Origin of the sequence: Actinomyces mediterranea (assembly GCF_900155595.1) — a bacterium.
Classification (GTDB): Bacteria; Actinomycetota; Actinomycetes; order Actinomycetales; family Actinomycetaceae; genus Pauljensenia; species Pauljensenia mediterranea.
The window spans coordinates 728720-753158 of sequence record NZ_FTPB01000004.1 but is presented as its reverse complement, the minus strand read 5'-3'; the positions used below and the strand labels follow the sequence as shown (position 1 = coordinate 753158).

Genomic DNA, 24439 nt, shown 5'->3' with positions numbered 1-24439 from the left:
GGGGCGCATCACCGTCATGTCACTCATCACTCTTGAGGGAGTCACTCGCACAGTCGTCCTGCCCGATGGTTCTGATCTGCATATCCTTCGGGGGATCGACTTGACTGTGGACGAAGGCGACCACATCTGCATCGTCGGCCGCTCGGGAACCGGAAAATCCACGATGCTCAACATCATCGGACTGCTCGACCTGCCCACCGCCGGTGCCTACCACATCAACGGCATCAACGTCTCGAAACTGTCCGAGGGTCGACGGGCGCGTCTGCGTGGCGACACCTTCGGATTCGTCTTCCAACAGTTCAACATCTTCAATGCGCGCACAGCGCTGGAGAACGTCGAAGTGCCCATGCTCTACACGGCGGGCATGAAGTTCTGGAAGCGCAAGGATCTCAGCGCAGACATGCTGTCCCGCGTTGGCCTCGGCGACCGCCTCGACTCCTATCCGACCCAGATGTCGGGCGGAGAGCAGCAGCGCATCGCCATTGCGCGCGCCCTCGTGCGCCAGCCGAAGATCATCCTCGCCGATGAGCCGACCGGCGCCCTCGACCCGAATACGGGCACAGCAGTCATGGAACTCCTCGAGAGCGTCGCGCGCGAGAACGATGCGGCACTCATCGTCATCACCCACGACTTCAACGTCGCCGTCCGCGCCAAGCGCGTGTACTCCCTGTCCGAGGGCGTCCTACACGCAGTCGACAATCCGGGCGCACTCGTCAGTCCCACCGCGGATTCCGCGCTCATGACGGATGGAGCCGACGCATGAATCTCTTCGGCCAGATGATCGGGGCACTCGTCGAGGCCTGGGGCGAGGTGAAGGTCCAAAAGGCCCGTGTCGTCCTCTCCCTCGTCGGCGTCGTCGCAGCGGTCGCCGCAATGTCTACAGTCATCGCCCTGGGCGACCTGACGGCTCAGGCGACGCAGGAACTCACGGAGTCCTATTCGGGCAGGTCCATCACCCTCCACATCAGCGCGAACCAGCAGAGCGCGAACTCGGAGTCCCAGGCGAACGGATCCCAGACCACCGCATCACCGTCCGCATCCGCGGCGGGCTCTTCAAGCGAATCCATAATCGCAGGGGTGAACGTCCGCGACCCCATGGGAGAGGCGATGAAGACCGTCGCGGCGCGATTCGAAATCCCCTACTGGTCGCGCATGGAGTACGGATCCGTCGAGTTGAAGGAATTCGATGAGATCCGTCAGAACTCCTCTTTCCGCGGTGTCCCCGTCACACAGCCCGCGTGGGGGTTCGAAGAGACGATGCAGATCAAAGCCGTCGACCCGGCCTATGCGACGCTCTTCAGACTCCAACCGATGGCGGGCGGCTGGATCGGCGAGTCCGACGCGGAGCAGCGCCTCGTGCCCATCGTCATCAACTCGGCGATGTGGGACTACCTCGGCCGCACCCCCATCGTTGATCCGATCATCCTGCACTCGAAGGACGATGCGGGAACCCAGTACCGGGTGATCGGCGTCGTGAAATCCCCGACGAGTTTCGACAGCCCCGCCGCCTACGTCTCCTACGACGCGTGGCAGCTGACGAAGGTCAGCGCGGCCGCCCTGGGGAACGAGCAGCCCTCCGGCGGAAATGTCGAAATGCTCGTCTGGACCGGCGAGGACCAGGCGGAGCAGGCGCGCACCGTACTGCCGAGCGCCCTCGCGTCCGTCCTCGGAAAGGGATGGAAGGGCAGTGTCAACGGCGGTGAGGGCTTCGAATCCGGCCAGTCCTCGACGAGCACGATCCGCACCGTCATCATGCTCATCGGCGGCATCGTCATCTTCCTCGGCGCCCTCGGCCTGCTCAATGTGGCGATCGTAACGGTCCGACAACGCATCCGGGAGATCGGCATTCGACGCGCTATGGGCGCCTCCGCCGGACGCGTCTTCTTCGCGGTCTTCATGGAGTCGGTGGTCGCAACCTTCGTGGCCGGCGTCATCGGCGTCGCAATCGCGATCGTCGTCCTGCGATTCATCCCCCTCGCCACACTCGGCATCGAAATGCAGGAGCCGCCCGCATTCCCCATGTCCGCGGCGATCGCCGGCGTCACGATCTCCACATCGATCGGCGCCCTGTGCGGGATCATCCCCGCCTTCGCCGCTGTCAGGGTCAAGCCGATCGACGCCATCCGCTACTGACTGCTAATCGGGCAGCCGTACAACCCCGCCCTCGTCCACAAGGAGGCCGTCGCGTTCGAGGGCGGCGAGGACGCGCTCGGCCTGGTCCCCTTCGGCGCCCTCGAGCGTCGCCGCAGTCAGCGCCTCGTCGCGCGTGACGCCGCGCTGTGAGGCCGCTTCGGCATCCTCATGATTCGAGCGCAGGAGCGCCATGACGCGGCCCCTGGCCTGACGGTCCGTCCCCGCCCACGCCTGCGTCCTCGCAGGGTGCCCACTCGCAGGCCTGCCCGCGAGATTCCACGCGCATGCTGTAGCGATCGGGCAGTCGGCGCACTGAGGTTCACGCTGCGTACAGGCGAGGGCCCCGAATTCCATGACCGCAACATTCCACTGTGCGCACTCGGCGCCCTCGTCGGGCAGCATCCGAGTGGCGAGGGCGCGCTCAAAGGCAGTGGGCGCGGATGAGCGGGGGCGCTCCTCGCCGACGAGGGCGCGCGCTAGGACCCGGCGGATATTCGTATCGAGGACGGGGACGCGCCCGTGGAACTGGAAGGAAACCACTGCGGAAGCGGTGTAGGGCCCGATTCCCGGAAGCGCGAGGAGCTCGTCGTAATCAGCGGGGACTTCGCCGCCGGGCCTCGCAGCGATCGCGGCGGCGCACTCCCTCAGGCGCAGCGCCCTGGACGGGTAGCCGAGGCGCCCCCATTCGATGAGGACCCGGCTTGCGGGCGCGGCCGCCAAGTCGGCGGGCGTCGGCCACAGTCGCATCCACCGCTGCCAGACGGGCTGGACTCGCGGCATCGGGGTCTGCTGGCTCATCACCTCCCCGACGAGGGTTCCCCACGGGGTGACGCCCCTGGAACGCATTGGCAGGTCCCGCTTGTTGTGCCGGTACCAGTCGATGAGGGCGCTTCTGATCGCGACGAGGGCGGCGTCGTCAACGCGGTCGGGGATCACCGGTCGGCGTCGAGCTCGGGGGCGGAGTCCTCGCCGACGGGCTGCTCTTCGAGGCCGACGAGGAAGCCGTCCTCGTCGATGACCGAACCCCCGACGATGGACACCAGGATCCCCGCGGCCTTCTCAATATCGCGGGCGGAGCGCATGCGCTCCAAACGAGCGGTCCTCGACATTCCGGTGGCGGGGAACTCCATCGAGCCGCCGGGCAGCCAACGCAGCCGGTACTCGATGATGACACCCGTCGTCCACGATTCCCAACGCAGCACCTGCGGCGGGCGGGGCACCGGATGAACCTCGATCATGAGGTCGGATCGGTTCGCGATCGGCGTCATCGTCGCATAACCGGACACGACGGGGACCTCACCGCGCTGCTCGTGGCGCTCGCTCTCCTCGCGCACGTGCGCGATCTTCGTCGCGACGTCCATACGCGTCGGCCCCAGGTTCTTCTTCGCCTCTTCGATCTGCTTGATCTGGGCGGCGCTGGGCTGGCGGGGCGACTCGAGCATCACATCGCGAGAATCAATGATTCGGGGGAACTCGGGTTCCAGGGCCGCCATCAGATCGGGCGGATCGAGCCACCGGGGGGTGTAGATCGCGAGAGACACCGCAGAATCCGGGTCCGGCGCGATGAGGGCCCCCGAATCGGCGATCCGCAGTCCCGCTCCCAGGCGCCGCGCCATCCGGCGCAGTGCGACGAGTACCCGGTATTCCAGGCCCGAGGGGATGCCGTCGGGGAAGGCCCGCGCCCAGTCGTCGAGCGCGGCGAGCCCGGGGGCGACGGGGTTGCGCCGCGACGCCGGGCAGCGGAGCACCCACGCCCGTGTGAAGGAGGCGGGCGTCCCCAACTCCTTGCGGGTGGCGACATCGACGGTCCACGGTCCTTCGAGGCGCGCCCCATTCGTCAGGTGCAGCAGTCCCGCACCCTCCCAGGAGGCGACGTCCCAGATGGAGAGGGCGAGAGCCTCGATCTCGGCGGCCTCGACATCATCGGCGATCAGGAGGAGGTGGTGGGCGCGGGCATCGGCGAGGTCGATGACCCCTGCGGGCCCGGTCACGTCGAGGGGCGCGGAAATCGGGGCGAGGGCGCTCGTGCGGATCACCCCCCCCTCGTCGCCCACGGTGAATGCCGTCGACATGTCTGCGAGGGAGCCGATCGACGTCATGGAGGTGGAGGTGAGTTGCGCGGGGTCGACGGCGGGAGGAGTGGCGAGGTTCGAGATTCGCCGGTCGATGGTGGAGGATGCCGCATCGGCAATGCGGTCGCGCATGGAGCGTCGGTGGAGGCCGTCGGGCGGGGTATCGGCCATGGGGTCATCCGTCGATTCGGGTGCGCGAGAAGCGCATGTGGGTGCGCGACGGTGTGGGGCCCCTCTGTCCCTGGTAGTGGGATTCGAGTCCGGCCGAACCGTAGGGGCGCTCCGCAGCCGAGGACAAGTCGAAGAAGCACAGTTGTCCGACCTTCATACCCGGGTACAGCAGGATCGGCATCGTCGCAGTATTCGACAGCTCCAAAGTGACGTGCCCGGAAAAACCGGGGTCGATGAATCCAGCCGTCGAGTGAGTGAGCAGGCCGAGACGGCCGAGGGAGGACTTGCCCTCCAGTCGCGCCGCAATATCGTCGCCGAGCGTCACAAGCTCATAGGTCGCGCCGAGAACGAACTCACCCGGGTGGAGCACGAAGGGCCCGTCGGGGCCGACATCCACCTGGTGAGTGAGGTCCGACTGGTCCGCAGCGGGATCTATCACCGAATAGCGGTGATTGTCGAAGAGGCGGAAGAGTCTGTCGAGGCGGACGTCGATGCTCGCCGGTTGAACGAGACTGCGGTCGAGGGGATCGAGTTGGATCCTCCCGGAGTCGAGGCTGGCGCGGATATCGCGGTCACTGAGGAGCATGGTGCGATTGTCCCACACCCCTGCCCGCGCAGGGGCGAGTCGCTCAGGGGTTGCCTCTGAAAGACCCCTGAGCGACGGTCAGTCGTTCTTCCTGCGAACCGCGTCGAGGAGCATGATGGCAACATCCTTGACTTCCGGGAGAGTCGATGCGGAGGCATCCCTATCGCCGCCGGACGACGAGACTGCGAGTCCGGCGGAGGAACCGGAGGCGGATCCGAGCATCTGGGAGCAGAACGGGCAGGCGGTTGCCACGACATCCGCGCCCGTCGCCGAGGCCTCAGCGATGCGCGCGTCCGCGATGCGCACGCCCCGAGACTCCTCGAACCATGCATGCGCGCCGCCCGCTCCGCAGCACAGCGCGCGGTCGCGGTTGCGCGGCATCTCCACAAGGTCGACGCCGGGCAGTGCGCCGACGAGTTCACGCGGCGGCTCGTAGATCCGATTGTGACGCCCCAGGAAACAGGCGTCGTGGTAGGCGACCTGAAGGGGGGCGGTGGAACCCGAGGGCGGGGCGACGGGTGTGAGGCGCCCCTCGCGGACGAGTCGGTTGAGCAACTGCGTATGGTGAATGACATCGAAGCGCCCGCCCAGCTCCGGGTACTCCCCGGCGATCGTGTTGAAGCAGTGGGCGCAGGACACCACGATCCGCTGCGGCTTCGCCCCGTTCAGGGTCTCGATCGCCTGGGCGGCGAGCATCTGGAACAGGACTTCATTGCCCGCCCTGCGGGCGGGGTCTCCCGTGCAGGACTCCCCGGAGCCGAGGACCGCGAAGGATACTCCTGCCGTATGGAGCAGTTCCGCGACGGCGGCGCTCGTCTGCTTCGCCTTGTCATCAAAGGCCCCGGCGCAACCCACCCAGAACAGGTAGTCGACGCCTTCGGCGGACTCGATGTCCTCTCCGATGACGGGGACCGGGAAGTCGAGATTTTTCGCCCAATCGAGCCTCTTGCGGGCCGGCTGGTTGTACGGATTCGCCTTCGACTCCATACCGCGGAACGCCCTGCCCAGCTCCCGGGGGAAGGCCGCCTCCATGAGGACCTGGTGGCGGCGCAGGTCGAGGATGTGGTCGATGTGCTCAATGTCGACGGGGCACTGTTCGACGCAGGCGCCGCACATGGTGCAGTCCCACAGCACCTCCTCGGAGACGACGCCGGGGACGAGGGGCGCCGTAACATCGGCGACCCCGAGTGGCCCGGTCGCGCCCGAGGCGGCGAGGACCGTCGCCAGGTCGAAGGAGTGGGGGCTCGGGTCGACGCCCTTGTCGAGGAGCATCTCGCCGTCGTCCTCGACACCGGAAACGCCGCGGTCGCCCGGCACCTGCTGGTCGAGGACCTGCTGGGAGACGATCTCCTTATTGGACGCGGACTCCATGTGGTCGCGCATCGACATGATGAGGAGCTTGGGGGACAGGGGCTTGGCGGTGTTCCACGCGGGGCACAGCTCCTGGCAGCGCCCGCACTCGGTGCAGGAATACAGGTCGAGGCGAGCCTTCCATGACAGGTCCGCCGCTGTGCCCGTCCCCAGGACCGCATCTTCGGGCAGGTCGTCGAACTGGTCGGGCGAGGTGACGGGGACGCCACCGATGAGCATGTGGTCCGCCGGGCCCAGGGATTTGCTCCCGTCCTCGTTGCGGCGCGAGTAGAGGTTCACGATGGCAACGAATCGGTGCCAGGCGACGCCCATTGACGTCTGCACACCGACGACCATCATCCACAGCATCGACGTCATGATTTTGACGGTCGCGGTGACGACGATGGCATTCGCAATGGACGAGGGCGAGGCCGAACCCGCGAGGGCGCCGATCCACGCGGTCAGTGGGAAGTGCCGCACGAGGCCCGCCCCTTGGCCCTCAGCCGACATGAGGGCATATTCGAGGCCGCGGAGCGTGATGATGCACGCACATACGATCGCCACGACCCATTCGACGAAGAGGGCCTGCCAGCGGGTCGAACCGAGGAAGCGGGACGCCAGGGCAGCGGGGGAGCCTCCGCGCGGGTGCGGCGATGACAGTTGGGAGGGCAGGACTGTGGCACCCGCATCCTTCGCGGCGGAGTCGGGGTCGTCGTGGGAGAGCGCCGCTTCGGCGATGGAGCCGCGGCCCGAACGTCCGCGCAGCACCATCAGGTAGATGATGCCGAGCAGGCCGCCCCATGCGAGGATTTCCGTCAACCATTCCCAGCCGATGAAATGGCCGATGAGGGGCAGCGCCCACATCTGATCGCGCAATTGCGCATACGCCGTGACGAGCGTGAGGAACAAGAGGGGGAAGGAGAGCATGACGAGCCAGTGGGCGGCCTTCACCCACGGACGGTGTCTGAATTCGCGGTGGGTGAGGATAGTCGTCAGCATCATCCACACCCGAGCGGGCACGGGTCGGAGCCTGCCCGGATCCGCAGACCCTTGCGACACCTGGCGCCACATGTGCGCCAGTCCCCTCCCGAATGACAGAAGCGCGAACAGGGTTGCGAAGAGCACGAAGACCCAGCTGACGACGCTGAGTGCGGGCGAGGCCGACAACGGGCACCTCCGGAGTGCAGATCGGGAACCACAGTACTGCCCCCATTGTGACACCGGGCGCCCCCGTGACGCTGAGCCGACCACGCAGGCGGGCAGCCATTCCCGTAGAATTCATCCACAGCCCCATCAAGGAGTCCGACATGCTCGCCGTCATCGCAGCGCACGTGTGTGCGGTGCTCGTGGCGCCTCTGCTCGTGACCCGTTTCGGACGGCGCGCGCTCGCCCTCCTCGCCTTCGCCCCCTTCTCCGCCTTCGCCCTCGCCCTGGCGTATTCGCCCCGCGTCCTGTCGGGCACTCCCGTCGAAGAATCTCTCGTGTGGATCCGCGGGCTCGACCTCATAGTGTGGATGCGCATGGATACGCTGTCCTGGCTGATGACGCTCATCGTTGGGGGAATCGGCGGCCTCGTCCTCGTCTACGCCTCGCGGTACTTCTCCGACCAATCGCACGGCCTGCGCCGATTCGCGATGGTCTTCACCGCCTTCGCCGCAGCGATGCTTGGACTCGTCCAGACCGACCATTCTATGGGCCTCTACGTGTTCTGGGAGGCGACGTCCGTGCTGTCCTTCCTGCTCATCGGACACCACTACGATCGTCGGCCCGCGCGGATCGCAGCACGGCAGGCGTTACTGGTGACGACCTCCGGCTCTCTCGCCATGTTCGCCGGTTTCATCATGATCGCCGCAGCGCCCGGCGGCTCCTACCGGCTCAGTGAACTCGTATCGTCCGCAGCATCCGGATCATTGGCCGTCTCCTCCGGGCAGGTCGTCACAGGCGCCCTGCTCATCCTCTCCGGCGCGTTCTCCAAATCAGCTCTTATCCCCACGCATTTCTGGCTGCCCGGCGCAATGGCCGCGCCGACCCCCGTATCCGCCTACCTGCATGCCGCCGCCATGGTGAAAGCGGGCGTCTACCTCGTTGCCCGGCTCACCCCCGGCTTCACGCACATCGGCCCGTGGTCTGCAGTCATCGTCTCCTTCGGAGCGGCGACCATGCTCGTTGGCGGATGGCGCGCCCTCAAGCAATACGACCTCAAACTCGTCCTCGCCTACGGCACGGTCTCACAATTGGGCCTCATCACCGCTGCCGTCGGTCATGGAAGCGCCCCCGTGATGACCGCCGGACTCACCATGCTCATCTCCCACTCGCTCTTCAAATCCGCACTCTTCCTCACAGTCGGTGCGATCGAGTCCGCGACGGGCACGCGGGACTGGCGCAACCTGTCCGGGCTGGGCAGGCACAAACCTGTGCTCGCCGCGGGCGCGGCATTCGCCGCGGCCTCCATGGCAGGGGTGCCGATCACCGTCGGATACGTCGGCAAAGAAGCACTCATCACCGGCCTCATTGACGGAACGGGGGCGGCTTGGGCTTCGCCCGCGGTCGATCGCCTCCTCCTCGTCATCGTCGTCGTCGGCTCGATCCTCACCGCCGCATACTCGTGGCGCGCCTGGTGGGGTGCCTTCGGTGAACGCGACCTTCCCGCCGAGGGCGATGAGGGGCTGATGCGCCGGGATACGAAGCACTGCCTGCCCACCCCCGCGCTCATGCAGGCCCCGATCCTCCTCCTCGGAGCGGGCGCCCTCATCGGGCTCGCCCCCGCAGCAGTGGAGGGCCTTCTCGGCGAGGCGAGCGTGGGCCTTCCCGGACACGCACACCTCGCCTGGTGGTCGGGCCCCGTCCCCGCACTCATCACCGTCGGCATCTTCGCCATCGCCGCGCTGATCTCCCGTTGGCACGAGGCATTCGGGAGGATCCAGAGGATATGGCGCTTCCCCCTCGTCGTCGTCGACCTGTACGCATGGAGCCTGCGCGAGGTTGAGATCCTTGCGACCAGAGTCACCCGCACCTTCGGTCGAGGATCCCTTCCGTGGGACCTGTCGATCCTGTTCATTACGCTGATCCTGCTGGTCGGCGGCGCATTGACGGCCACTTCGATCAATCCGGCGGTCATCCGTTGGACGGATTCGCCAATCCATGTGATCGTCGGCATCGTCGCGCTGATCGCCGCAGTCGAGACTGTTCGCTCGCGCAGACGGATGCGCGCGGTCGTCGCCCTGTCCGCAGTCGGCCTCGCCGTCGCCGTCCTCTACGCCTCCCAGGGCGCCCCAGACCTCGCCCTGACGCAGATCGTCGTCGAAACAGTATCGATCGTCGTCTTCGTCCTCGTCCTGCGCCGCCTACCCCGATTCTTCTCCGACCGCCCCCTCGCGTCGAGCCGCTGGGCGAAACTCGCCGTCGCCATCGTCGTGGGCGCGGGAGTCGTCATCACCGGCCTCGTCGCCTCATCGGCGCGCATCCACGACCCGGTGTCGACGATCATGGCGAATGAGGCCTACGAGTTCGGCGGCGGGGAGAACATCGTCAACGTGATCCTCGTCGACATCCGCGCCTGGGACACCGTCGGCGAACTGTCGGTCCTCCTCGTCATCGCCACCGGCGTCGCGTCGCTGCTGTACGTGCGCTCGCGGTCGGGTCGCATCGACAGGGCCCCTGCGCTCATCCGGCGCAAGAAGCGCAACCCCTTCCTGCGCGGCGCCCTCGCCCTGCCCCACGAGGAGCGCTCCACCGTCCTCGAAGTGGTCGCTCGCCTCATGTTCCCCACCATGATCCTCGTGTCCATCTGGCTGCTGCTCATAGGGCACAACAACCCCGGCGGCGGTTTCGTCGGGGGCGTCGTCGCCGGACTCGCCTTCGTCCTGCGCTACCTGGCGGGAGGCCGCCACGAACTCGGCGAGGCGATGCCGATCGCGCCGGGGCGCATCCTTGGACTCGGCCTCTTCGTCGCGGGCGCCGCCGCCATGGCGCCCGTCGCCTTCGGCAACGCGGTCCTCCAATCAACGCCGGTGGACCTCGACGCCGGACCCCTCGGATCACTGCACTTCACGACGGCGACGATCCTCGACATCGGCGTGTACATCCTCGTTGTCGGTCTCGTCCTCGACCTGGTCTCCGCGACCGGTGCGCAGATCGACCGCCAATCGCCGACACCCGATCATGATGATTCAGCGGTGAGGAGGGCGAGTCGATGAACACTCCCCCGCTCATGCTGCTCATCGTCGCCGGCGTTCTCGTCGGCTCCGGCGTTTACCTCATCCTCGAACGGACCCTGACGAGGATCTTCATCGGACTCGGACTGCTCACCCACGGGATCAATGTGTTGCTCCTGGCTGCGGGCGGCGCAGCGGGCAGGCCCGCCCTCCTCGGCCAGGAGGACCCCAATTCAATGACGGACCCGTTGCCGCAGGCGATGATGCTCACCTCCATCGTCCTCTCGCTGGGCACCACCGCCTTCGGTCTGGCGCTCGCCTACCGCCAGTGGCGCCTTACCGGGCACGACGAGGTCGTTGACGACATCGAGGATCGGCTGCTGCGCGAACGCGCCCACGAGGAGACGCACGTCGAAGGGGCGGCAACCGGCGATGAAGACGCGGGTATCAACTACGACCGCGATGCGGAGGACGCCCCCGACGCCTTTGGCGGCACCGCGCCGCTCTCCGGTGGCGACGGTCCCGCGCGAGGGGAGGATGCACGATGACAGTGCCCGCATGGCTCCTCACGATCCCCGTCCTCTTGCCGCTCGGCGCAGCCGGGTTCGCCCTCGTCCTGGCGGGCAGGCCCCGCATCCAGCGGGCGATCGCCCTCGTCGTCATGACCATAACGACTCTGGTGGCGGCCATCCTCGCCATTGCTGCAGACTCGAGTCCCGTCGTACTCGATGTCGGAAGCTGGGCCGCCCCGATCGGCATCACCCTCGTCGCCGATCGACTCGCCGCAGTGATGCTGCTCGTCAGTCAGATCGTGACCCTCGCCGTCCTCATCTACTCGCTGTCCCAATCAGCCATTGACGACGATCCGCGCGCACCGGTCTCCGTGTACTTCCCGACCTTCCTCGTCCTCTCCGCGGGCGTGTCGAACGCCTTCTTGACCGGTGATCTGTTCAACCTCTACGTCGGCTTCGAGATCCTCCTCGCCGCCTCATTCGTGCTCATCACCCTGGGGGCGACCCGCGGGAGGGTGCGCTCGGGCACCGTCTACGTCGTCGTCTCCCTCATCTCCTCGGCGATCTTCCTCGCCGGGATCGCTTTCGTCTATGCGGCGACCGGCACCGTCAACATGGCTCAGCTCGCCCAACGACTGCCCCAGATCGATCCCGGAGCCTCGCTCGCCATCCAGGTCGTCCTCCTCGTCGCCTTCGGTATCAAAGCCGCTGTCTTCCCCCTGCACGCGTGGCTGCCCGACTCCTATCCGACGGCGCCCGCCCCTGTGACCGCGGTCTTCGCCGGCCTCATGACGAAGGTCGGCGTCTATGCGCTCATCCGCCTCTAGGTGCTCCTCTTCCCGGGTGGACGGTTGACGACCCTGCTCAGCGTCATCGCGCTGGCGACCATGCTCGTCGGGATCCTCGGTGCCGTCGCCCAGGACGACATCAAGAGGCTCTTGTCCTTCACCCTGGTCAGCCATATCGGCTTCATGGTCTGGGGCGTGTCGTTGACCTCCCGGATCGGGCTGGCCTCCGCCGTCTACTATGCGGCGCACCACATCCTCGTCCAGACGACCCTGTTCCTCATTGCGGGACTCATTGAGCGGCGCAGGGGGACGACCTCATTGACGAGATTGTCGGGCCTGTATCGCGCGGCGCCAAAACTGGCCGTCATGTTCCTCACGGCGGGACTCAACCTCATCGGCATTCCCCCGCTGACCGGCTTCATCGGCAAACTCGGCCTCGCCCGCGCATCCGTGGAAGCGGCGAGCCCGCAGGGGTGGCTGCTCCTCGGTGGCGGGATGGTCACCTCCTTCCTCACTCTCTTCGCGGTTATCAAGTGGTGGAACCTGGCGTTTTGGCAGTCCGCCGACGACTCGACGGCCTTCCTGTCGGCGCCCGCCGTTCGCGCTGACGCGCCGCAGCGCTTGAGAGCCCGCGCGGAGCGCCGATTCGCCCGGGCCAGAGCCGCTCAGAGTCAAGTCGCCGTCAAGTCGGCGCGGGCGGCGAGTGCTTCGCGCACCGAGACCGAATCGTCGTCCGTCCGTAATTCGCGCCCTATGTACGCGGTTGTCGCGGGGCTGCTCGCGGTGCAAGCAGCGATGGCACTCTTCTCCGGTTCCATCTGGGACTACGTCGAGGCATCCGCGAGGGATCAGGTGGCCCGCACCTCCTATGTCAGCGCCGTCCTCAGTTCCAATGGGCGCGGATTGGGCGTCTCCGTCGATGAGTCCGGGGGGACGCAGTCCGTCGACATCGCCCCCGATCCGAGGGCGACGCCCCTCGATGAACAGTCGGGTACCGGGAAGGGCGGCCGATGATGGGTACTCCTCCGCGGGTGATGAAGACCCGGCGCCAGGGTCGCATCTCTGCGTCACTGACGCTATGGCTCGTCGTCGTATGGCTGATGCTCTTCCACGAGTTGACACCCCTGACCGTCGTGTCGGGGATCCTCACAGCCGTGGGAATCCAACTCCTGCTCCCCATGGAGCGCGTCGGCACGAGGTGGAGGGCCCGTCCGATCGCCCTGCTCCGACTCCTCAGCCGATTCCTCGTCGACTTGGTGAAGTCGGGCCTGCAGGTGTCGTGGATCGTGCTGTCGGGCGCCTGCGTCGCACGCGGTATCGTCCGCGTCGACCTGCGCTCCGATGACCCGGTTCACCTGACGATCCTGTCCGCGATGACCTCCCTCATCCCCGGTTCCATCGTCGTCCGTGTCGATCAGGCGTGCGCGCGCATCTACCTGCACATCCTCGACCTCGATGCCCAGGGCGGTCCCGAGGGAGTGCGTCGAGCCATCCGCGAACAGGAGGCGAGGATCCTCCGCGCCATTGCACCCTCGGATGTCGTCTCCCGCCTCGAGGACTGCGAGACGACCGGACAGGGGGAGGAATGAGCGCACTCAGCCTCGTCTATCTCACCACCGCGATCCTGGCGGGACTCGCCGCGGTCCTCGCCCTCGTGCGGGTTGGACTAGGCCCGACCCTCCTCGATCGTGCGATCGCCTCCGACGTCATCACCGCCTGCGGGATCGGCCTCGTTGCCGTCATGGTCGTGTGGTGGTCGCGCGACGACCTCGCCGCGGTGATTCTGCTGCTGGCGGTCGTGGGATTCCTCTCGCCTGTCGTGATCGCCCGCTTCGCCGGCCGCGAAAGGGCTGAAGAGCGGCGCATCCTGACTGCCCAAGAGGCCGCGGATCAGCTGCGGCGCCGTGAGGAAGAGGCCCGACAGGCCGAACTCGCCGAACTCGACGAAGCCGAACAGGGAGACGCTCATGAGTGACATCACCGACTGGGTCGGCGCGCTGCTCATGCTCGCAGGAGTGTTCTTCACCCTCGTCGCCGCCATCGGCATGGTCACGATGAAGGACACGTGGAGCCGGATGCACGCAGCCTCCAAGCCGCAGCTGCTCGGGCTGCTCCTCGTATGCGCAGGCATTACGGTGACGATGTGGAGTCCCGCATGGCTGGTGCTCTCGATTCTCGTCGTCGTCATGCAGGTGATCACCGCCCCCGTCGGCTCCCACCTCGTCGCCCGCAGCATTGACCGGACCGAGCGGCCCGCAGCCGGGATCCCCATCGGGGGGCTCGCCGTTGATGACCTCGCGGATGCTCCCGTGGATACCCCAGCGCGAGACGGCTCGAATGTGGCACAGTTGACGCGTGCTCCCGATCTCCGTTCAGAGTGACCAGACACCGATCAACCTCGGCCCCTACGAGGACGACCACCCCCACGACCACTGCGGCGTCTTCGGCGTATGGGCCCCGGGAGAGGACGTTTCGCGCCTCACCTACTTTTCGCTCTACGCCCTGCAGCACCGCGGACAGCAGTCCGCGGGAATTGCCGCCTCCAATGGCGAACAGATCCTCGTTTACAAGGATCAGGGCCTCGTCAACCAGGTCTTCTCCGAGCAGGTGCTGCGCGGGCTGACGGGTCACCTCGCCCTCGGCCACGTGCGCTATGCGACGACGGGGGAGGACAGTTGGCGCAATGCCCAGCCGACCCTGGGCCCCACCCCGACCGGCACCGTCGCACTGTGCCACAATGGGAACCTCACGAACACCGACGAAGTGCGCGCTCTCGCGAACTCCATTGCGGATGAGGGCGAGGACGTGGAGCGCGGCGCCAACACGGATACCTCGATCGTTACTGCACTGCTCGGACTGGCCGATCGCATCCCCGGCCCCTCCCCGTTCATCCCTCCCGCGATCGCCCTCGACGAACCCATTGACGGCGCCGATGCCGCAGAGGGCGGGGAGCGCGCCGCACACCGGGAGCCCGCGCCGCTGGTCGGCCCCGCCCTCAAAGTGCTGCCGAAACTCAAGGGGGCCTTCTCCCTCGTCTTCATGGATGAGAACACGCTCTACGGTGCCAGGGACCCCCACGGCTACCGGCCCCTCGTCCTCGGGCGCCTCTATTCGGGGTGGGTGCTCGCCTCCGAGACTGCGGCCCTCGACCTGTGCGGCGCCACCTTCGTCCGTGAGATCGAACCCGGCGAACTCGTCGCCATCGACTCCAACGGCGTCCACTCGCGCCGCTTCGCCGTGCGCCATTCCAATACCTGCGTCTTCGAGTACGTCTACCTCGCCCGCCCCGACACGGTCATCGGCGATCGGCAGATCGTCGCCGCCAGGCGCGACATGGGCGCGCTCCTCGCTACGGAGGCGCCGATCGAGGCCGATCTCGTCATCCCGACCCCCGAGTCGGGCACTCCTGCGGCGATCGGCTACGCCGAAGAGTCGGGGATCCCCTTCGCCCACGGCCTCGTGAAGAATGCGTATGTCGGCAGGACCTTCATCCAGCCGACCCAGTCGTTGCGTCAGCTCGGCATCCGCCTCAAGCTCAACCCACTGCGCGCGGTCATCGAGGGCAAGCGCCTCATCGTCATCGACGATTCGATCGTGCGTGGTAACACGCAGCGCGCCCTCGTCAAGATGTTGAGGGAGGCGGGCGCGACAGAGGTGCATGTGCGCATCTCATCGCCGCCGGTCACTTGGCCGTGCTTCTTCGGCATTGACTTCCCGACGCGCGCGGAACTCATCGCCTCGTCAATGAGCGTCGATGAGGTGTGCCAGTCGATCGGCGCGGACTCCCTCGCCTATCTGTCGATGGAGGGAATGGTCCGTGCGACCCAGCAGGGGACCAGCCTGTGCCTGGGCTGCTTCACCGGCGACTATCCCGAGGCGATCCCGAAGGGGACGCCCATTCCCGGCACGCCGGGGGCCATCAGCGGCTGACCCCGGACCATGCGCGCCGCGAGTACTCGCTGAGCGCTCAGCGCCGCGAATCGAATCCACCGCCGCCGCCGACACTAGGAGCCTCGATGAGTGATACTGCCCCCCTCGATTACGCCTCTGCCGGAGTCGATACCGCTGCGGGAGACCGCGCCGTCGAACTCATGAAGGAGGCGGTGTCACGGACCCATGATGCGACGGTCCTTGGGGCGACCGGCGGATTCGCGGGCATGGTCGACGCCTCGGTGCTTCTCAACATGGAGCGTCCCCTCCTCGCCACGTCGACGGACGGGGTCGGCACGAAGATCGCCATCGCCCAGGCGATGGATGTCCACGACACGATCGGTCAGGACCTCGTCGGAATGGTCGTCGACGACATCGTCGTCATCGGGGCGCGCCCTGTCCTCATGACGGATTACATCGCCTGCGGCCGCGTCGTCCCCGAGCGGATCGCCCAGATCGTCACTGGCATCGCCCGGGCCTGTGAGGCGACGGGGACGCCGCTGATCGGCGGTGAAACCGCTGAGCACCCGGGAGTCATGGCGCCCGACGACTACGACATCGCGGGGGCTGCGACCGGAGTCGTCGACGCTTCGATGGTCCTGGGTCCCGAGAGGGTCTCGGATGGGGATGTGCTCATCGCAATGGCGTCCTCGGGTCTGCACTCGAATGGGTATTCGCTGGTGCGTTCCGTCGTGGCGCGCACCGGCCTCGGCCTCGATGCGCAGGTTGACGAGTTCGGACGCACCCTCGGCGAGGAGCTGTTAGAGCCGACTCGCCTGTATACGACGCTGTGCCTCGACCTCATCGACGCCGTCGGAGCGGGGGAGGGCGCACGCGGCATGCATGCCCTGTCCCATGTAACCGGCGGCGGCCTGGGTGCGAATCTGTCGCGGGTTTTGCCCGCGGGCGCGGTCGGCACCGTGGATCGGGGCTCGTGGGTCGTGCCCCCGGTGTTCGACTGGGTGCGCCGCGGCGGGGCGGTCACCTGGGAGGGAATGGAGGATTCCCTCAATCTCGGCGTCGGCATGGTCGGAGTCGTCGGCTCCGAGTCCGCTGATGAGGTGCTGCGCCTAGTGCGAGCCGCGGGAGTGGGTGCGTGGGTGCTCGGCACCGTGTCCATGGGCGGTGTCGGCGAGGGCGCTGCCGGTGGCCGCGTCATCTCCGGGACGAAGGGCGTCACGGCCGGCGCGGTCCGACTGCACGGCAGCTATCGCACGGCTTGAATGCGTCGGTCGGAGGAAGCAGCGGGACTTTTCTCAAGTTTAATCCTTATCCTTGATGAAACTCGCGGGGCGACCACGGTTAAGCCTGATCCTGGAGAGGCCGTGAGGTGTCCGAGGTAGGAATGATGGGAACCGCTGAAACCGGCGAGCTGATCCGCGTATCGAAAGCCGTGCTTGCGAGTCGTCTCGCAGCAAGATCGACTAACTCAAGCACGCGAGGCGCCGAGAAGAAGGTCTTTCCGCGAATGTCTCGACGCTCGAGGATTCCTGCTTCGTCGAGTTGAATGAGACCCTGGCGCGCGGCTTGCGTCGAAATTGAATGGATGCGACTGGCTGAAGTGGCGGTCAGAACGGGAGTGGACGGCAGGTCGTTAAGGATTCGTGACGATGCTGAATCCGCGCGCATCGCCCGGGATCGGCCGCTCGCATTCACATAGCGGGCGAGCTCCTCGTTCCATTCCTCTCGAATGCTCTTGAGCTCGTTCTCGATCGAACGCGCTTGTTCGGTCGCGGCGACGAGCGAACGTGTGAAGAAGGAGATCCAGTGGGCGCGTCCTGCGTGGAATTCGGAGCTTCCGATCGGGCCGGTGTACCGGTACGCGTCGAGGGCGGACACGTAATCATCCGTAAATGTCGAGAGAACCTGACTGATCGGCAGTACGGCTTTCTCGGTAAGACCTCTTCTCATGAGGATCGTGTGGATGAGTGCGCGCCCGACTCTGCCGTTTCCGTCAGCGAAAGGATGGATCGTCTCGAGTTGAGCATGGACGAGGGCGGCTTGCACGATGGGAGAGTGCGCTGCCCCGTTTGCATAGTCGATGATGTCTGACAGGAGGGTGCGCACACGCTCGGGGGCCGGTGGGACGAACTCGGCTTCGAGTGGAGTGTGTGAGTCTCCGCCGATCCAATTCTGAACCTGCCGAAGTCCTGCAAGATCGGGTGAGTCGGCGAGAAGTGCTCCTTGAAGGCGCACGAGGTCCTCGGCCTCGATTCGAGGCTTGTGGACGAGAGTCTTTCGCGCCTCTTCGACGATCGTCATGTTGTGAACGACTAGGCGCGCCTGCTCCGAAGCATTGAGCTTGCCTTCGGACTCCTCGAGCTCTGCGAATGCCACCTGCCTGGATGAGGGCGCATATCCCTCGATCTGGGATGAGGCGATCGCCTCGGATCGAAGAAGGAATCGGGAGATTCCTGCGAGGTCGTCGCTTGATGCGACTGAACGGACTGCGCGCTCGGCCTCGGCGACGAGGGCGTCGAGTTCGGGAGTGAGAATGAGGGGGGAACCGACGAGCGGATCGGGGATGTAGGAACGATATGTACCTGAACGACGCGCACGCCTCGGGAGCCCTGATTCGATCGTGGATTCCCAGAATTGCTCATCCCAGCCGGCCATAGCGCCCCCTTTCCTTCTCAAGTTTAATCCTTATCCTTGATGAAACTCGCGGGACGACCACGGTTAAGCCTGATCCTGGAGAGGCCGTGAGGTGTCACCCGAATGAGCTGAGGTCGCCCTCGGTGATTCTGAAATGCCCGACCCGACTCACTTCGGGGATCGTGTGCCGCAGCTGTACTGCTTTCGAGATGCTGTCACCGGCACCCGTATTCGGCGGAGAGCCATGCCCTCGCTGCGGAGAGAGCGTCATCGGCCTGCTCATCCGGAGCGATCGGATCGTCGCCGTAGGTGGTCCCCTCCCGATCACGGTCGTAGGCACTGGTGATCATGACGAGCGCCCCATCGGGCATCAGGAATGACATATTCGCCGACGCATAACCCGCAGTCGGTGCGCCGAAGCTGCGCGCGTCGGCAAGACCCTTGAATGCGAGGGCGGTCGCCTCCCCGGAGGAGGCGGTGTCACCATCGGTGAGGACTGCGACGGGAACCGTGTACTTGCCGACTCCCTCGACACCGGTCGGTGTTCCCCCGCCGGTGACCGAGGCGCCGGAGATGATGACCGGTGTCACCGAGTGCTTTCCGACGAATTCCAGCGCCATCCCGTCGGGCAGAAGGGGCGAGAGGCCCGCGAGCATGGGTCCCATGTCGCCCCCTCCGTTGCCGCGCAGATCGATGACTGCGCCGCAGGCGCCTCCCGACACGGCCCCATCAAGGCCCTTGGCGAGGATATTCGCATACTTTTCGGGGTCGCCCTCGTAGGAGTCGAATTCGGGGACGGTCGCGATGGCGACTCTGCCGTCGACCGTCACCGTTGGGTCGACGAGCGGCGATTTCTCGGCGACGTCGGTGCGTGTCTGGGGGCTCACGAAATTCGAGTGTTTGCCGCCCGCCGTTTTCAGGGCTTCTTTCAAGGGCTCGTGGAGGTCGGAGTAGTCCGTCGCGCTCTTCGACGCCTCGACGGCGCGGGCGCGGGCGTCCGCATATTCGGGCGAATCCGCATCGAGCGCGAATAGATCGGTCGCCTCGAGGACGGTCGTCGCGTACTTCTGCGGTGATGGCGCCACTAGGAAGATGGGCGTGCCGGTGAGCATGATGCCGTAGCTGGGCCCATAGACGTGGACGAGGGCGAGGGCGCCCCCCGCGAGTGCGATGACGACGGCAACGAGTGCGATGAGGACTTTCTTCAACATGTCATTGATCGTATGGTCGCCTCCGCACGGCCCACTATGAGGGGATGCCCTGTGAGAACCCGGAAGACTTCCTCCGGACCAGTCCGGGGGAATCGTGCGCTTCCGGTTATTCGCGACTTCGCGTGTTGAACTGCGTCCGCGCGGCGCCGCCGCGCCCAGAGGCTACTTCGACGGGTTGACCCAGAAGTCCTCGTCGAGTTCGCGAGGATCGTCCTCGTCGTCCTCGTCGGCGAAGTCCGCGTACTTGGAGTAGAGGTCGTCCTCGTCAGCATCGTCATCCGAATGGTCGGAATCGTGATCCGCTGATGCCAACTCCCGCTGTAAAGCTTCCAGATCCGTGTCCGGGCTGAAATACTTCAGCTTACGAGCGACTTTCGTCTGCTTAGCCTTTTGACGGCCGCGCCCCATGGCGTCGACCCCCTCCGCGTAGTTCGGGTCCGCGCTAGGCGGTTCCCTGGATGATCAGAATGTGTCGTGGGAATATCATAGCCTCAACCGGCGGCAAGTCCCCACACAGGATGCGTCCCGTGTGCTCGGCATCATGGTTTCCCACGGAGTAGCGGGTGCAGTTCGGGCAGTATTCAGCGCTTTCTGCGTGCGATCCGCCACATGACGAGGACGGTCACGGCGACTGCACCAACAGCGGTATAACCGACCTTCTTCAACGCTTCCACGTCGCCCTCGCGGGCATCCTGCGCAGTCTGTGCGGCCAGGGTCTTGAACTCCTGGGCCTTCTCGCGGGTCTTTTCCAACAACTCTGCGATCGTGTCCTGCGCATTCTGCTTCGCCTGCGACACGATGTAGGCGGGCTGGACCCTGCCGAAAAGCTCATCAACGGTTTGCGTCATCTGCAGGCGCAGGGACTCTAGTTCCGCCTGGATGTCGGCTTCGGTGCGCTCGACCGGATTATCCGTGCTGCTCACTTCCCCAGACCTTTCTTCACGGCGTCGATGTCTTGGCTGAACCCGCTGGTGAAGTCGGGCGTATGCTCCTGGCTCTTCTTCAACTCATTCGTTCCGACCGCAGCGAGGATTGCGACGATGATGAGGAGGACGCCTGCGACGATGAGGGAGGCCGCCCATGCGGGCAGGGTGAGGGCGATCGCGAGCTCAATGGTGTGCAACGCCCAGCCGAGCATGTACAGGGCGAGGACTCCCGCCACTGAGAGGAGCGCCCCTCCCATGCCCGCTTTCTTCGCGAAGTTCTTCGCCTTGAGCTTGGTGAGTTCGATCTCGCCGTTGACGAGGGCAGTGACCTGGGTGGAGAGGGCGGCGAATAGTTCACCCATCGTTGCCGGTCGTTTCGGATCCGTTGTCGAAGAGGCAGCCGGGCGCGGGCTCGCGGCCCCGGCGTCGCCGAGCGACTCGAATGGTGTCGTCATCGAAGGCACTCGCTTCCTTGAAAGACGTGCGCGGGTCGTTATGCTGGTACCTCTCAGTTTCTCACGATCTGCGCCCGCGGGTGATCCCTTGAGGGATTTTCGACGCGCACGGGGTGCGGACTCAGTCTTCGGGGACAACGGGCCCGGGCAGGTCGTTGAGGATCTGGCGCGCCTTGTCGATGATCTGAGCCTGTTCGGGGGTGGGGGTCGTTGACGCTGGTCGCTGTGCGGCCAGCAGCGCGCTCACCTCATCGGCGCTCGGGCGCTCCGGCGCATTTTCCTGCGCTGCTTGCGCGTGGATACGGATCGCCTGCGTGATCGGATCGGGCTCGCGGTGACGGGTTGCGCGCTGCCGGGGGAAGCCCTGGGCGACTGGGGGCAGCTGCTGCGCGGGCGTCGGCGCAGTGGGGTAACGCTCCTCGGCGGCCATGTCGATCGCCGAGGCTGTCCCGTTGCCCGACTCCGCGTCGTCGTCCGCTCCTTCGCCCATGCGGGCGGACATGCGCGTGAGCCACGCGGTGAACGCGGGGGAGGATTCGTCCTGGTCGTCGGGCTGTGCGCCGACTCGCCCGATATTGTCGTAGTCGCCGTCGAGCGGGTGGAACGGCGGCACCATCGGATCATCATCCGCCTCGGCCTCAACCGGGACGGCATCGTCAACGGGTGGTTGCGCGGAGGGGATCGGGCCAAGCAGGGTTGCCGGGTTCTGCACGTGCTCCTGCAGCGCAGCCCCGATTGCGGCCTCGTCAGCGGGGACGAGGTCGTCAACGACCATGCCGGAGGTGAGGACGACGGCGCGGTCGGCAGCGGCGGCGGTCGCGGGCGATGCAGTTGACAGGATCACTGTCGAGCCATGGGTGGCGACACTCTTCAGCAGGGAGATGGCGCTCGCATGGTCCGCGCGGGACGGCAGGTGCGTCGGGTCTTCAACGAGGATGACATCCCCGCCGGAGACGATGGCGCGCGCGACTTCGAGGCGGAAGCGGTCGATCGGGGGGAGTGAGTCCGCCCGATCCGACAATCGTTCGGCGAGGGAGGCGAGGGACACTGCGGAGTTGAGACGGCCCCAGTCGGACACGGTGCCGGTCGCCGCGAGAGGCAGGAAGAGGTTCTGGCGGACGGTGAGAGAAGCGTCGATGGTGGAGTGGCGGTGGACGAGGGCGACCGCCGCCATGCGTCCTGAGCGCTGTGAGCGGACATCAATGCTGCCTAAGGTCGGCTCAAGGAGGCCCGCGATGATGAGGAGGAGCACGCGGGAGTGCGCGAGCGTCGGGTCGACGATCGCGGTAAAGGAGCCGGAACGGAAGCCGAGGGTGATCGAGTCGAGGATGCATGCCTCGCGATCGGTCGCATTGAAGGTGATGTTGCGCAGGAAGACGTTCACCGACGAACCCGGGCCGGGTGCACTGTGGTTCTTACGAGTGCGCCACCAGGGCTTCGGACTGAGGCTTCCATTCGCATTGGGCATGCGATCATTGTCCCAGGTTCTTCTCCGTCTCTCACTCGTGACGCGGCGGGGAGCGGAAAACGGCGGGATCTTCGGCGCTGGCGTGTCTGCTGACTACGAGGGGCTCTCGTCTCCTTTCACCTCAACGGGGAGCAGGTTCGGCGCGATGTGAACGCTGGCAAGGGGCAGGAGGGTGTTCTCGTGCTCAACTGTGTCTGGCCGCAGAAATGACGAACTCGAGTGCTGGCGACTAACTAGTGACTCAGAGTTCATGCGGGTCATCATCATCAACGAGGGATTCGGTATTCCCCATGTTCGAGATGTGCAGAGGATCTTGTAGATTCTGAGGAGGTCGAAGAACGCACTTACGGACGCCGTCAACGTGTTCGCTGAGGCTATCGGTAACGTTGGCCCACATCGGATCGAGGATGAAGTCAATGCCGGAGCGGCGGGCGTGCTTCGCTGCTGGGACGAAGTCGTTGTCTCCTGAGATCATGATGATCTGATTGACAGCTCCCCGTTCGGCAAGAGAAGCGATATCTAAGCCGATCCTCATGTCGACACCCTTTTGGGTGATGTCGAGCAGAAAGTCCTCTTCGGTCAGATCGGAGATCTGCTTCGTGCCCGCGAGAAGCTTCTTCAATGGTTCTGACTTCAGCATGTAGCCCTGTTGCGTCTCAAGTTCTTCCCCGCGACGGAGCGCAACTTTGCGTTTCGTGGTCAGCGCCCGCATGAACTGCGTCATCCATTCGAACTCGGCGCTCTTGCGCAAGTTGATCTGTGCGCGCGTCAAGGGATGGAATATGACTCGTTCCGATGGTGGACAGTCGTAGTAGTAGATGCGGTAGAGCGATGCGTGTGACTTACGAATGTGACGTCGGCAGTACTCGAGCAGCTCATCCGCACGCTGATCGGCTCTTTTGTCCCCGAACAACGCCCGTGCTCGCTTCCTGTAGAAGCCTCCGTCGACCATAATCGCAGTAACGATGACACGGCGCCTGTCCATGGACATAGGTTCCTGACGCGGGTACCGGTAGGGGTCTTACCTGTCATCATGCTCCAAAACAATCGGTCCCTGTCATCGGCAACTCTCCATATTGGCGGAGGGTCAACGGCAAGGGACCTGTGGATTCACAGGCTAGCACGGATGCTAGTCGAACAGCAGATCTGTCACCCGTTGTTTCCATTCTTGCTGGTAATGATGGTAGCGCATCTGACCGGGGTTGGTCTCGACGAACCAGCCTGGCCGGACTCGCCGCTCAACGCGGTGACGAGAGCTTTCACAGCACCGCAGTTGATGCGCTGCGGGTCGGAGTCGCCGCCATGGGTGAGGATGACGGAGTCGACTCCGTGAAGCGCTGCGGCGACATCGTTCGGATTCGCGATGTCCTCGACGACGACGTCCTCGTCGGGTCCGAGGAGACGGCGTGCGCGTGAGTCGTTGCGCGTGAGTGCGCGAATGGAGCGTTTGGAGGCGACGAGTTGAGAGGAGACTTCGCGGCCGATCGTCCCCGTGGTTCCAACAAGTCCAAAACTCAGCGTTTCACCAACACATTTTGTCCTTTAAGCGGAGTGTACCGATGGGGCTCCCGGAAAACCAAAAACCCCGAAGCAATGCTTCGGGGTTTGCTGGTGGCTCCGACCGGCGTCGATCCGGTGACCTTTCGATTTTCAGTCGAACGCTCTACCAACTGAGCTACAGAGCCAGGACCGTGACCTTCCGGTCTGGTCGGCGACCCCGACGGGACTTGAACCCGCGACCTCCGCCGTGACAGGGCGGCGCGCTAACCAACTGCGCTACGGGGCCTTACAACAGGTAAGACCTATTGAATTATTCTCCACGATCGACACGATGCCGGGGGAAGAGTACCCCCAACGGGATTCGAACCCGTGTCGCCGCCGTGAAAGGGCGGTGTCCTAGGCCGCTAGACGATGGGGGCCTGAGTGGCCACCGGACTGGCGTCCGTGACGCGGAAAATAATAGGCAGATAACCCACTAGTATGCAAAATGCTCCTCGGTGAACCCCCTCACAAGGGGTATCATTCACCGCCGACGTGACCCTTGCCGTCCCAGACCGATCGGCGACTCATGGGAAACGCACGGGGCCT

At 65.5% G+C, this 24439-nt stretch carries 21 protein-coding genes, 3 tRNA genes and 1 pseudogene; 10 read left to right on the top strand and 15 right to left on the bottom strand.

The genetic code is table 11. The features are described 5' to 3' along the window. Positions 1-16 precede the first annotated feature (16 nt). Both BQ7471_RS07390 and BQ7471_RS07385 read left to right on the top strand, forming a co-directional pair. A complete protein-coding gene (locus BQ7471_RS07390; protein WP_076465285.1) occupies positions 17-763 on the top strand; it encodes an ABC transporter ATP-binding protein in 747 nt (248 codons plus the stop codon). Continuing rightward, a complete protein-coding gene (locus BQ7471_RS07385; protein WP_076465283.1) occupies positions 760-2133 on the top strand; it encodes an ABC transporter permease in 1374 nt (457 codons plus the stop codon). The genes BQ7471_RS07390 and BQ7471_RS07385 overlap by 4 nt, the downstream gene beginning before the upstream one ends. Before the next feature lie 3 nt (positions 2134-2136). Here the strand turns inward: BQ7471_RS07385 and BQ7471_RS07380 are convergent, their stop codons facing one another. The 4 genes from BQ7471_RS07380 to BQ7471_RS07365 all read right to left on the bottom strand — a co-directional run bounded on the left by BQ7471_RS07380 (position 2137) and on the right by BQ7471_RS07365 (position 7479). After that, positions 2137-3015 carry an HhH-GPD family protein gene (locus BQ7471_RS07380; RefSeq protein WP_076466262.1) on the bottom strand — a complete coding sequence of 293 codons (879 nt, stop codon included), beginning with the start codon at positions 3013-3015 and terminating at the stop codon, positions 2137-2139. Positions 3016-3065: 50 nt separating this feature from the next. After that, positions 3066-4376 (bottom strand): PRTRC system protein E, encoded by a 1311-nt coding sequence (locus BQ7471_RS07375; protein WP_076465282.1) that lies wholly within the window; start codon positions 4374-4376, stop codon positions 3066-3068. A gap of 4 nt (positions 4377-4380) precedes the next feature. Beyond that, positions 4381-4962 carry a dCTP deaminase gene (gene dcd, locus BQ7471_RS07370; RefSeq protein ID WP_076466260.1) on the bottom strand — a complete coding sequence of 194 codons (582 nt, stop codon included), beginning with the start codon at positions 4960-4962 and terminating at the stop codon, positions 4381-4383. Positions 4963-5040: 78 nt separating this feature from the next. Continuing rightward, positions 5041-7479, bottom strand: a complete 2439-nt coding sequence (locus BQ7471_RS07365) for a heterodisulfide reductase-related iron-sulfur binding cluster (RefSeq protein ID WP_076465280.1) — start codon at positions 7477-7479, stop codon at positions 5041-5043. A gap of 140 nt (positions 7480-7619) precedes the next feature. Between BQ7471_RS07365 and BQ7471_RS07360 the strand changes: the two genes are divergently transcribed. The 8 genes and pseudogenes from BQ7471_RS07360 to purM all read left to right on the top strand — a co-directional run bounded on the left by BQ7471_RS07360 (position 7620) and on the right by purM (position 16919). Then, positions 7620-10508, top strand: coding sequence for a Na+/H+ antiporter subunit A (locus BQ7471_RS07360; RefSeq protein WP_076465279.1), 2889 nt, complete (start codon positions 7620-7622; stop codon positions 10506-10508). After that, on the top strand, positions 10505-11014 hold the full coding sequence (locus tag BQ7471_RS07355; RefSeq protein WP_076465277.1) for a Na(+)/H(+) antiporter subunit C: 510 nt from the start codon (positions 10505-10507) through the stop codon (positions 11012-11014). Before BQ7471_RS07360 ends, BQ7471_RS07355 begins: the two co-directional genes overlap by 4 nt. Next, a pseudogene (locus tag BQ7471_RS10835) lies at positions 11011-12780 on the top strand (Na+/H+ antiporter subunit D). The gene BQ7471_RS07355 and the pseudogene BQ7471_RS10835 overlap by 4 nt, the downstream one beginning before the upstream one ends. Further along, entirely contained in the window at positions 12777-13355 is a 579-nt protein-coding gene (locus tag BQ7471_RS07340) for a Na+/H+ antiporter subunit E (protein WP_083663308.1), read from the top strand. Before BQ7471_RS10835 ends, BQ7471_RS07340 begins: the two are co-directional and overlap by 4 nt. Further along, positions 13352-13741, top strand: coding sequence for an MrpF/PhaF family protein (locus tag BQ7471_RS07335; RefSeq protein ID WP_076465271.1), 390 nt, complete (start codon positions 13352-13354; stop codon positions 13739-13741). Before BQ7471_RS07340 ends, BQ7471_RS07335 begins: the two co-directional genes overlap by 4 nt. Then, on the top strand, positions 13734-14147 hold the full coding sequence (gene mnhG / locus BQ7471_RS07330; protein WP_076465270.1) for a monovalent cation/H(+) antiporter subunit G: 414 nt from the start codon (positions 13734-13736) through the stop codon (positions 14145-14147). The genes BQ7471_RS07335 and mnhG overlap by 8 nt, the downstream gene beginning before the upstream one ends. Continuing rightward, positions 14122-15696, top strand: a complete 1575-nt coding sequence (gene purF, locus BQ7471_RS07325) for an amidophosphoribosyltransferase (RefSeq protein ID WP_076465268.1) — start codon at positions 14122-14124, stop codon at positions 15694-15696. The genes mnhG and purF overlap by 26 nt, the downstream gene beginning before the upstream one ends. Before the next feature lie 86 nt (positions 15697-15782). Continuing rightward, positions 15783-16919, top strand: a complete 1137-nt coding sequence (gene purM, locus BQ7471_RS07320) for a phosphoribosylformylglycinamidine cyclo-ligase (RefSeq protein WP_076465266.1) — start codon at positions 15783-15785, stop codon at positions 16917-16919. Between the two features lie 79 nt (positions 16920-16998). On the opposite strand, the gene BQ7471_RS07315 is transcribed toward purM, so the two are convergent. The 11 genes from BQ7471_RS07315 to BQ7471_RS07265 form a co-directional block, all read right to left on the bottom strand. Beyond that, a complete protein-coding gene (locus tag BQ7471_RS07315) occupies positions 16999-18312 on the bottom strand; it encodes a Fic family protein (RefSeq protein ID WP_076465265.1) in 1314 nt (437 codons plus the stop codon). 194 nt (positions 18313-18506) lie between these two features. Next, on the bottom strand, positions 18507-19502 hold the full coding sequence (locus BQ7471_RS07310) for a S41 family peptidase (protein ID WP_076465263.1): 996 nt from the start codon (positions 19500-19502) through the stop codon (positions 18507-18509). Between the two features lie 162 nt (positions 19503-19664). Beyond that, positions 19665-19910: a DUF3073 domain-containing protein gene (locus tag BQ7471_RS07305; protein WP_076465262.1), complete on the bottom strand. Its 246-nt coding sequence runs from the start codon at positions 19908-19910 to the stop codon at positions 19665-19667. 173 nt (positions 19911-20083) lie between these two features. After that, entirely contained in the window at positions 20084-20425 is a 342-nt protein-coding gene (locus tag BQ7471_RS07300) for a DUF3618 domain-containing protein (protein WP_076465260.1), read from the bottom strand. After that, complete coding sequence (locus tag BQ7471_RS07295; protein ID WP_076465259.1) at positions 20422-20883, bottom strand: phage holin family protein; 462 nt, start codon at positions 20881-20883, stop codon at positions 20422-20424. The genes BQ7471_RS07300 and BQ7471_RS07295 overlap by 4 nt, the downstream gene beginning before the upstream one ends. A gap of 121 nt (positions 20884-21004) precedes the next feature. Beyond that, positions 21005-22351: a hypothetical protein gene (locus tag BQ7471_RS07290; protein WP_076465257.1), complete on the bottom strand. Its 1347-nt coding sequence runs from the start codon at positions 22349-22351 to the stop codon at positions 21005-21007. Positions 22352-22592: 241 nt separating this feature from the next. After that, entirely contained in the window at positions 22593-23336 is a 744-nt protein-coding gene (locus BQ7471_RS07285) for an NYN domain-containing protein (protein ID WP_076466258.1), read from the bottom strand. Between the two features lie 164 nt (positions 23337-23500). Further along, positions 23501-23836 (bottom strand): NAD(P)H-binding protein, encoded by a 336-nt coding sequence (locus tag BQ7471_RS11905; protein ID WP_407922694.1) that lies wholly within the window; start codon positions 23834-23836, stop codon positions 23501-23503. A 124-nt stretch (positions 23837-23960) separates the two neighbouring features. Continuing rightward, positions 23961-24036: transfer RNA gene (locus BQ7471_RS07275), tRNA-Phe, on the bottom strand. Between the two features lie 27 nt (positions 24037-24063). Next, a tRNA-Asp gene (locus BQ7471_RS07270) sits at positions 24064-24137 on the bottom strand. A gap of 60 nt (positions 24138-24197) precedes the next feature. Then, positions 24198-24270 (bottom strand) — tRNA-Glu (locus BQ7471_RS07265). Between the last annotated feature and the right edge of the window lie 169 nt (positions 24271-24439).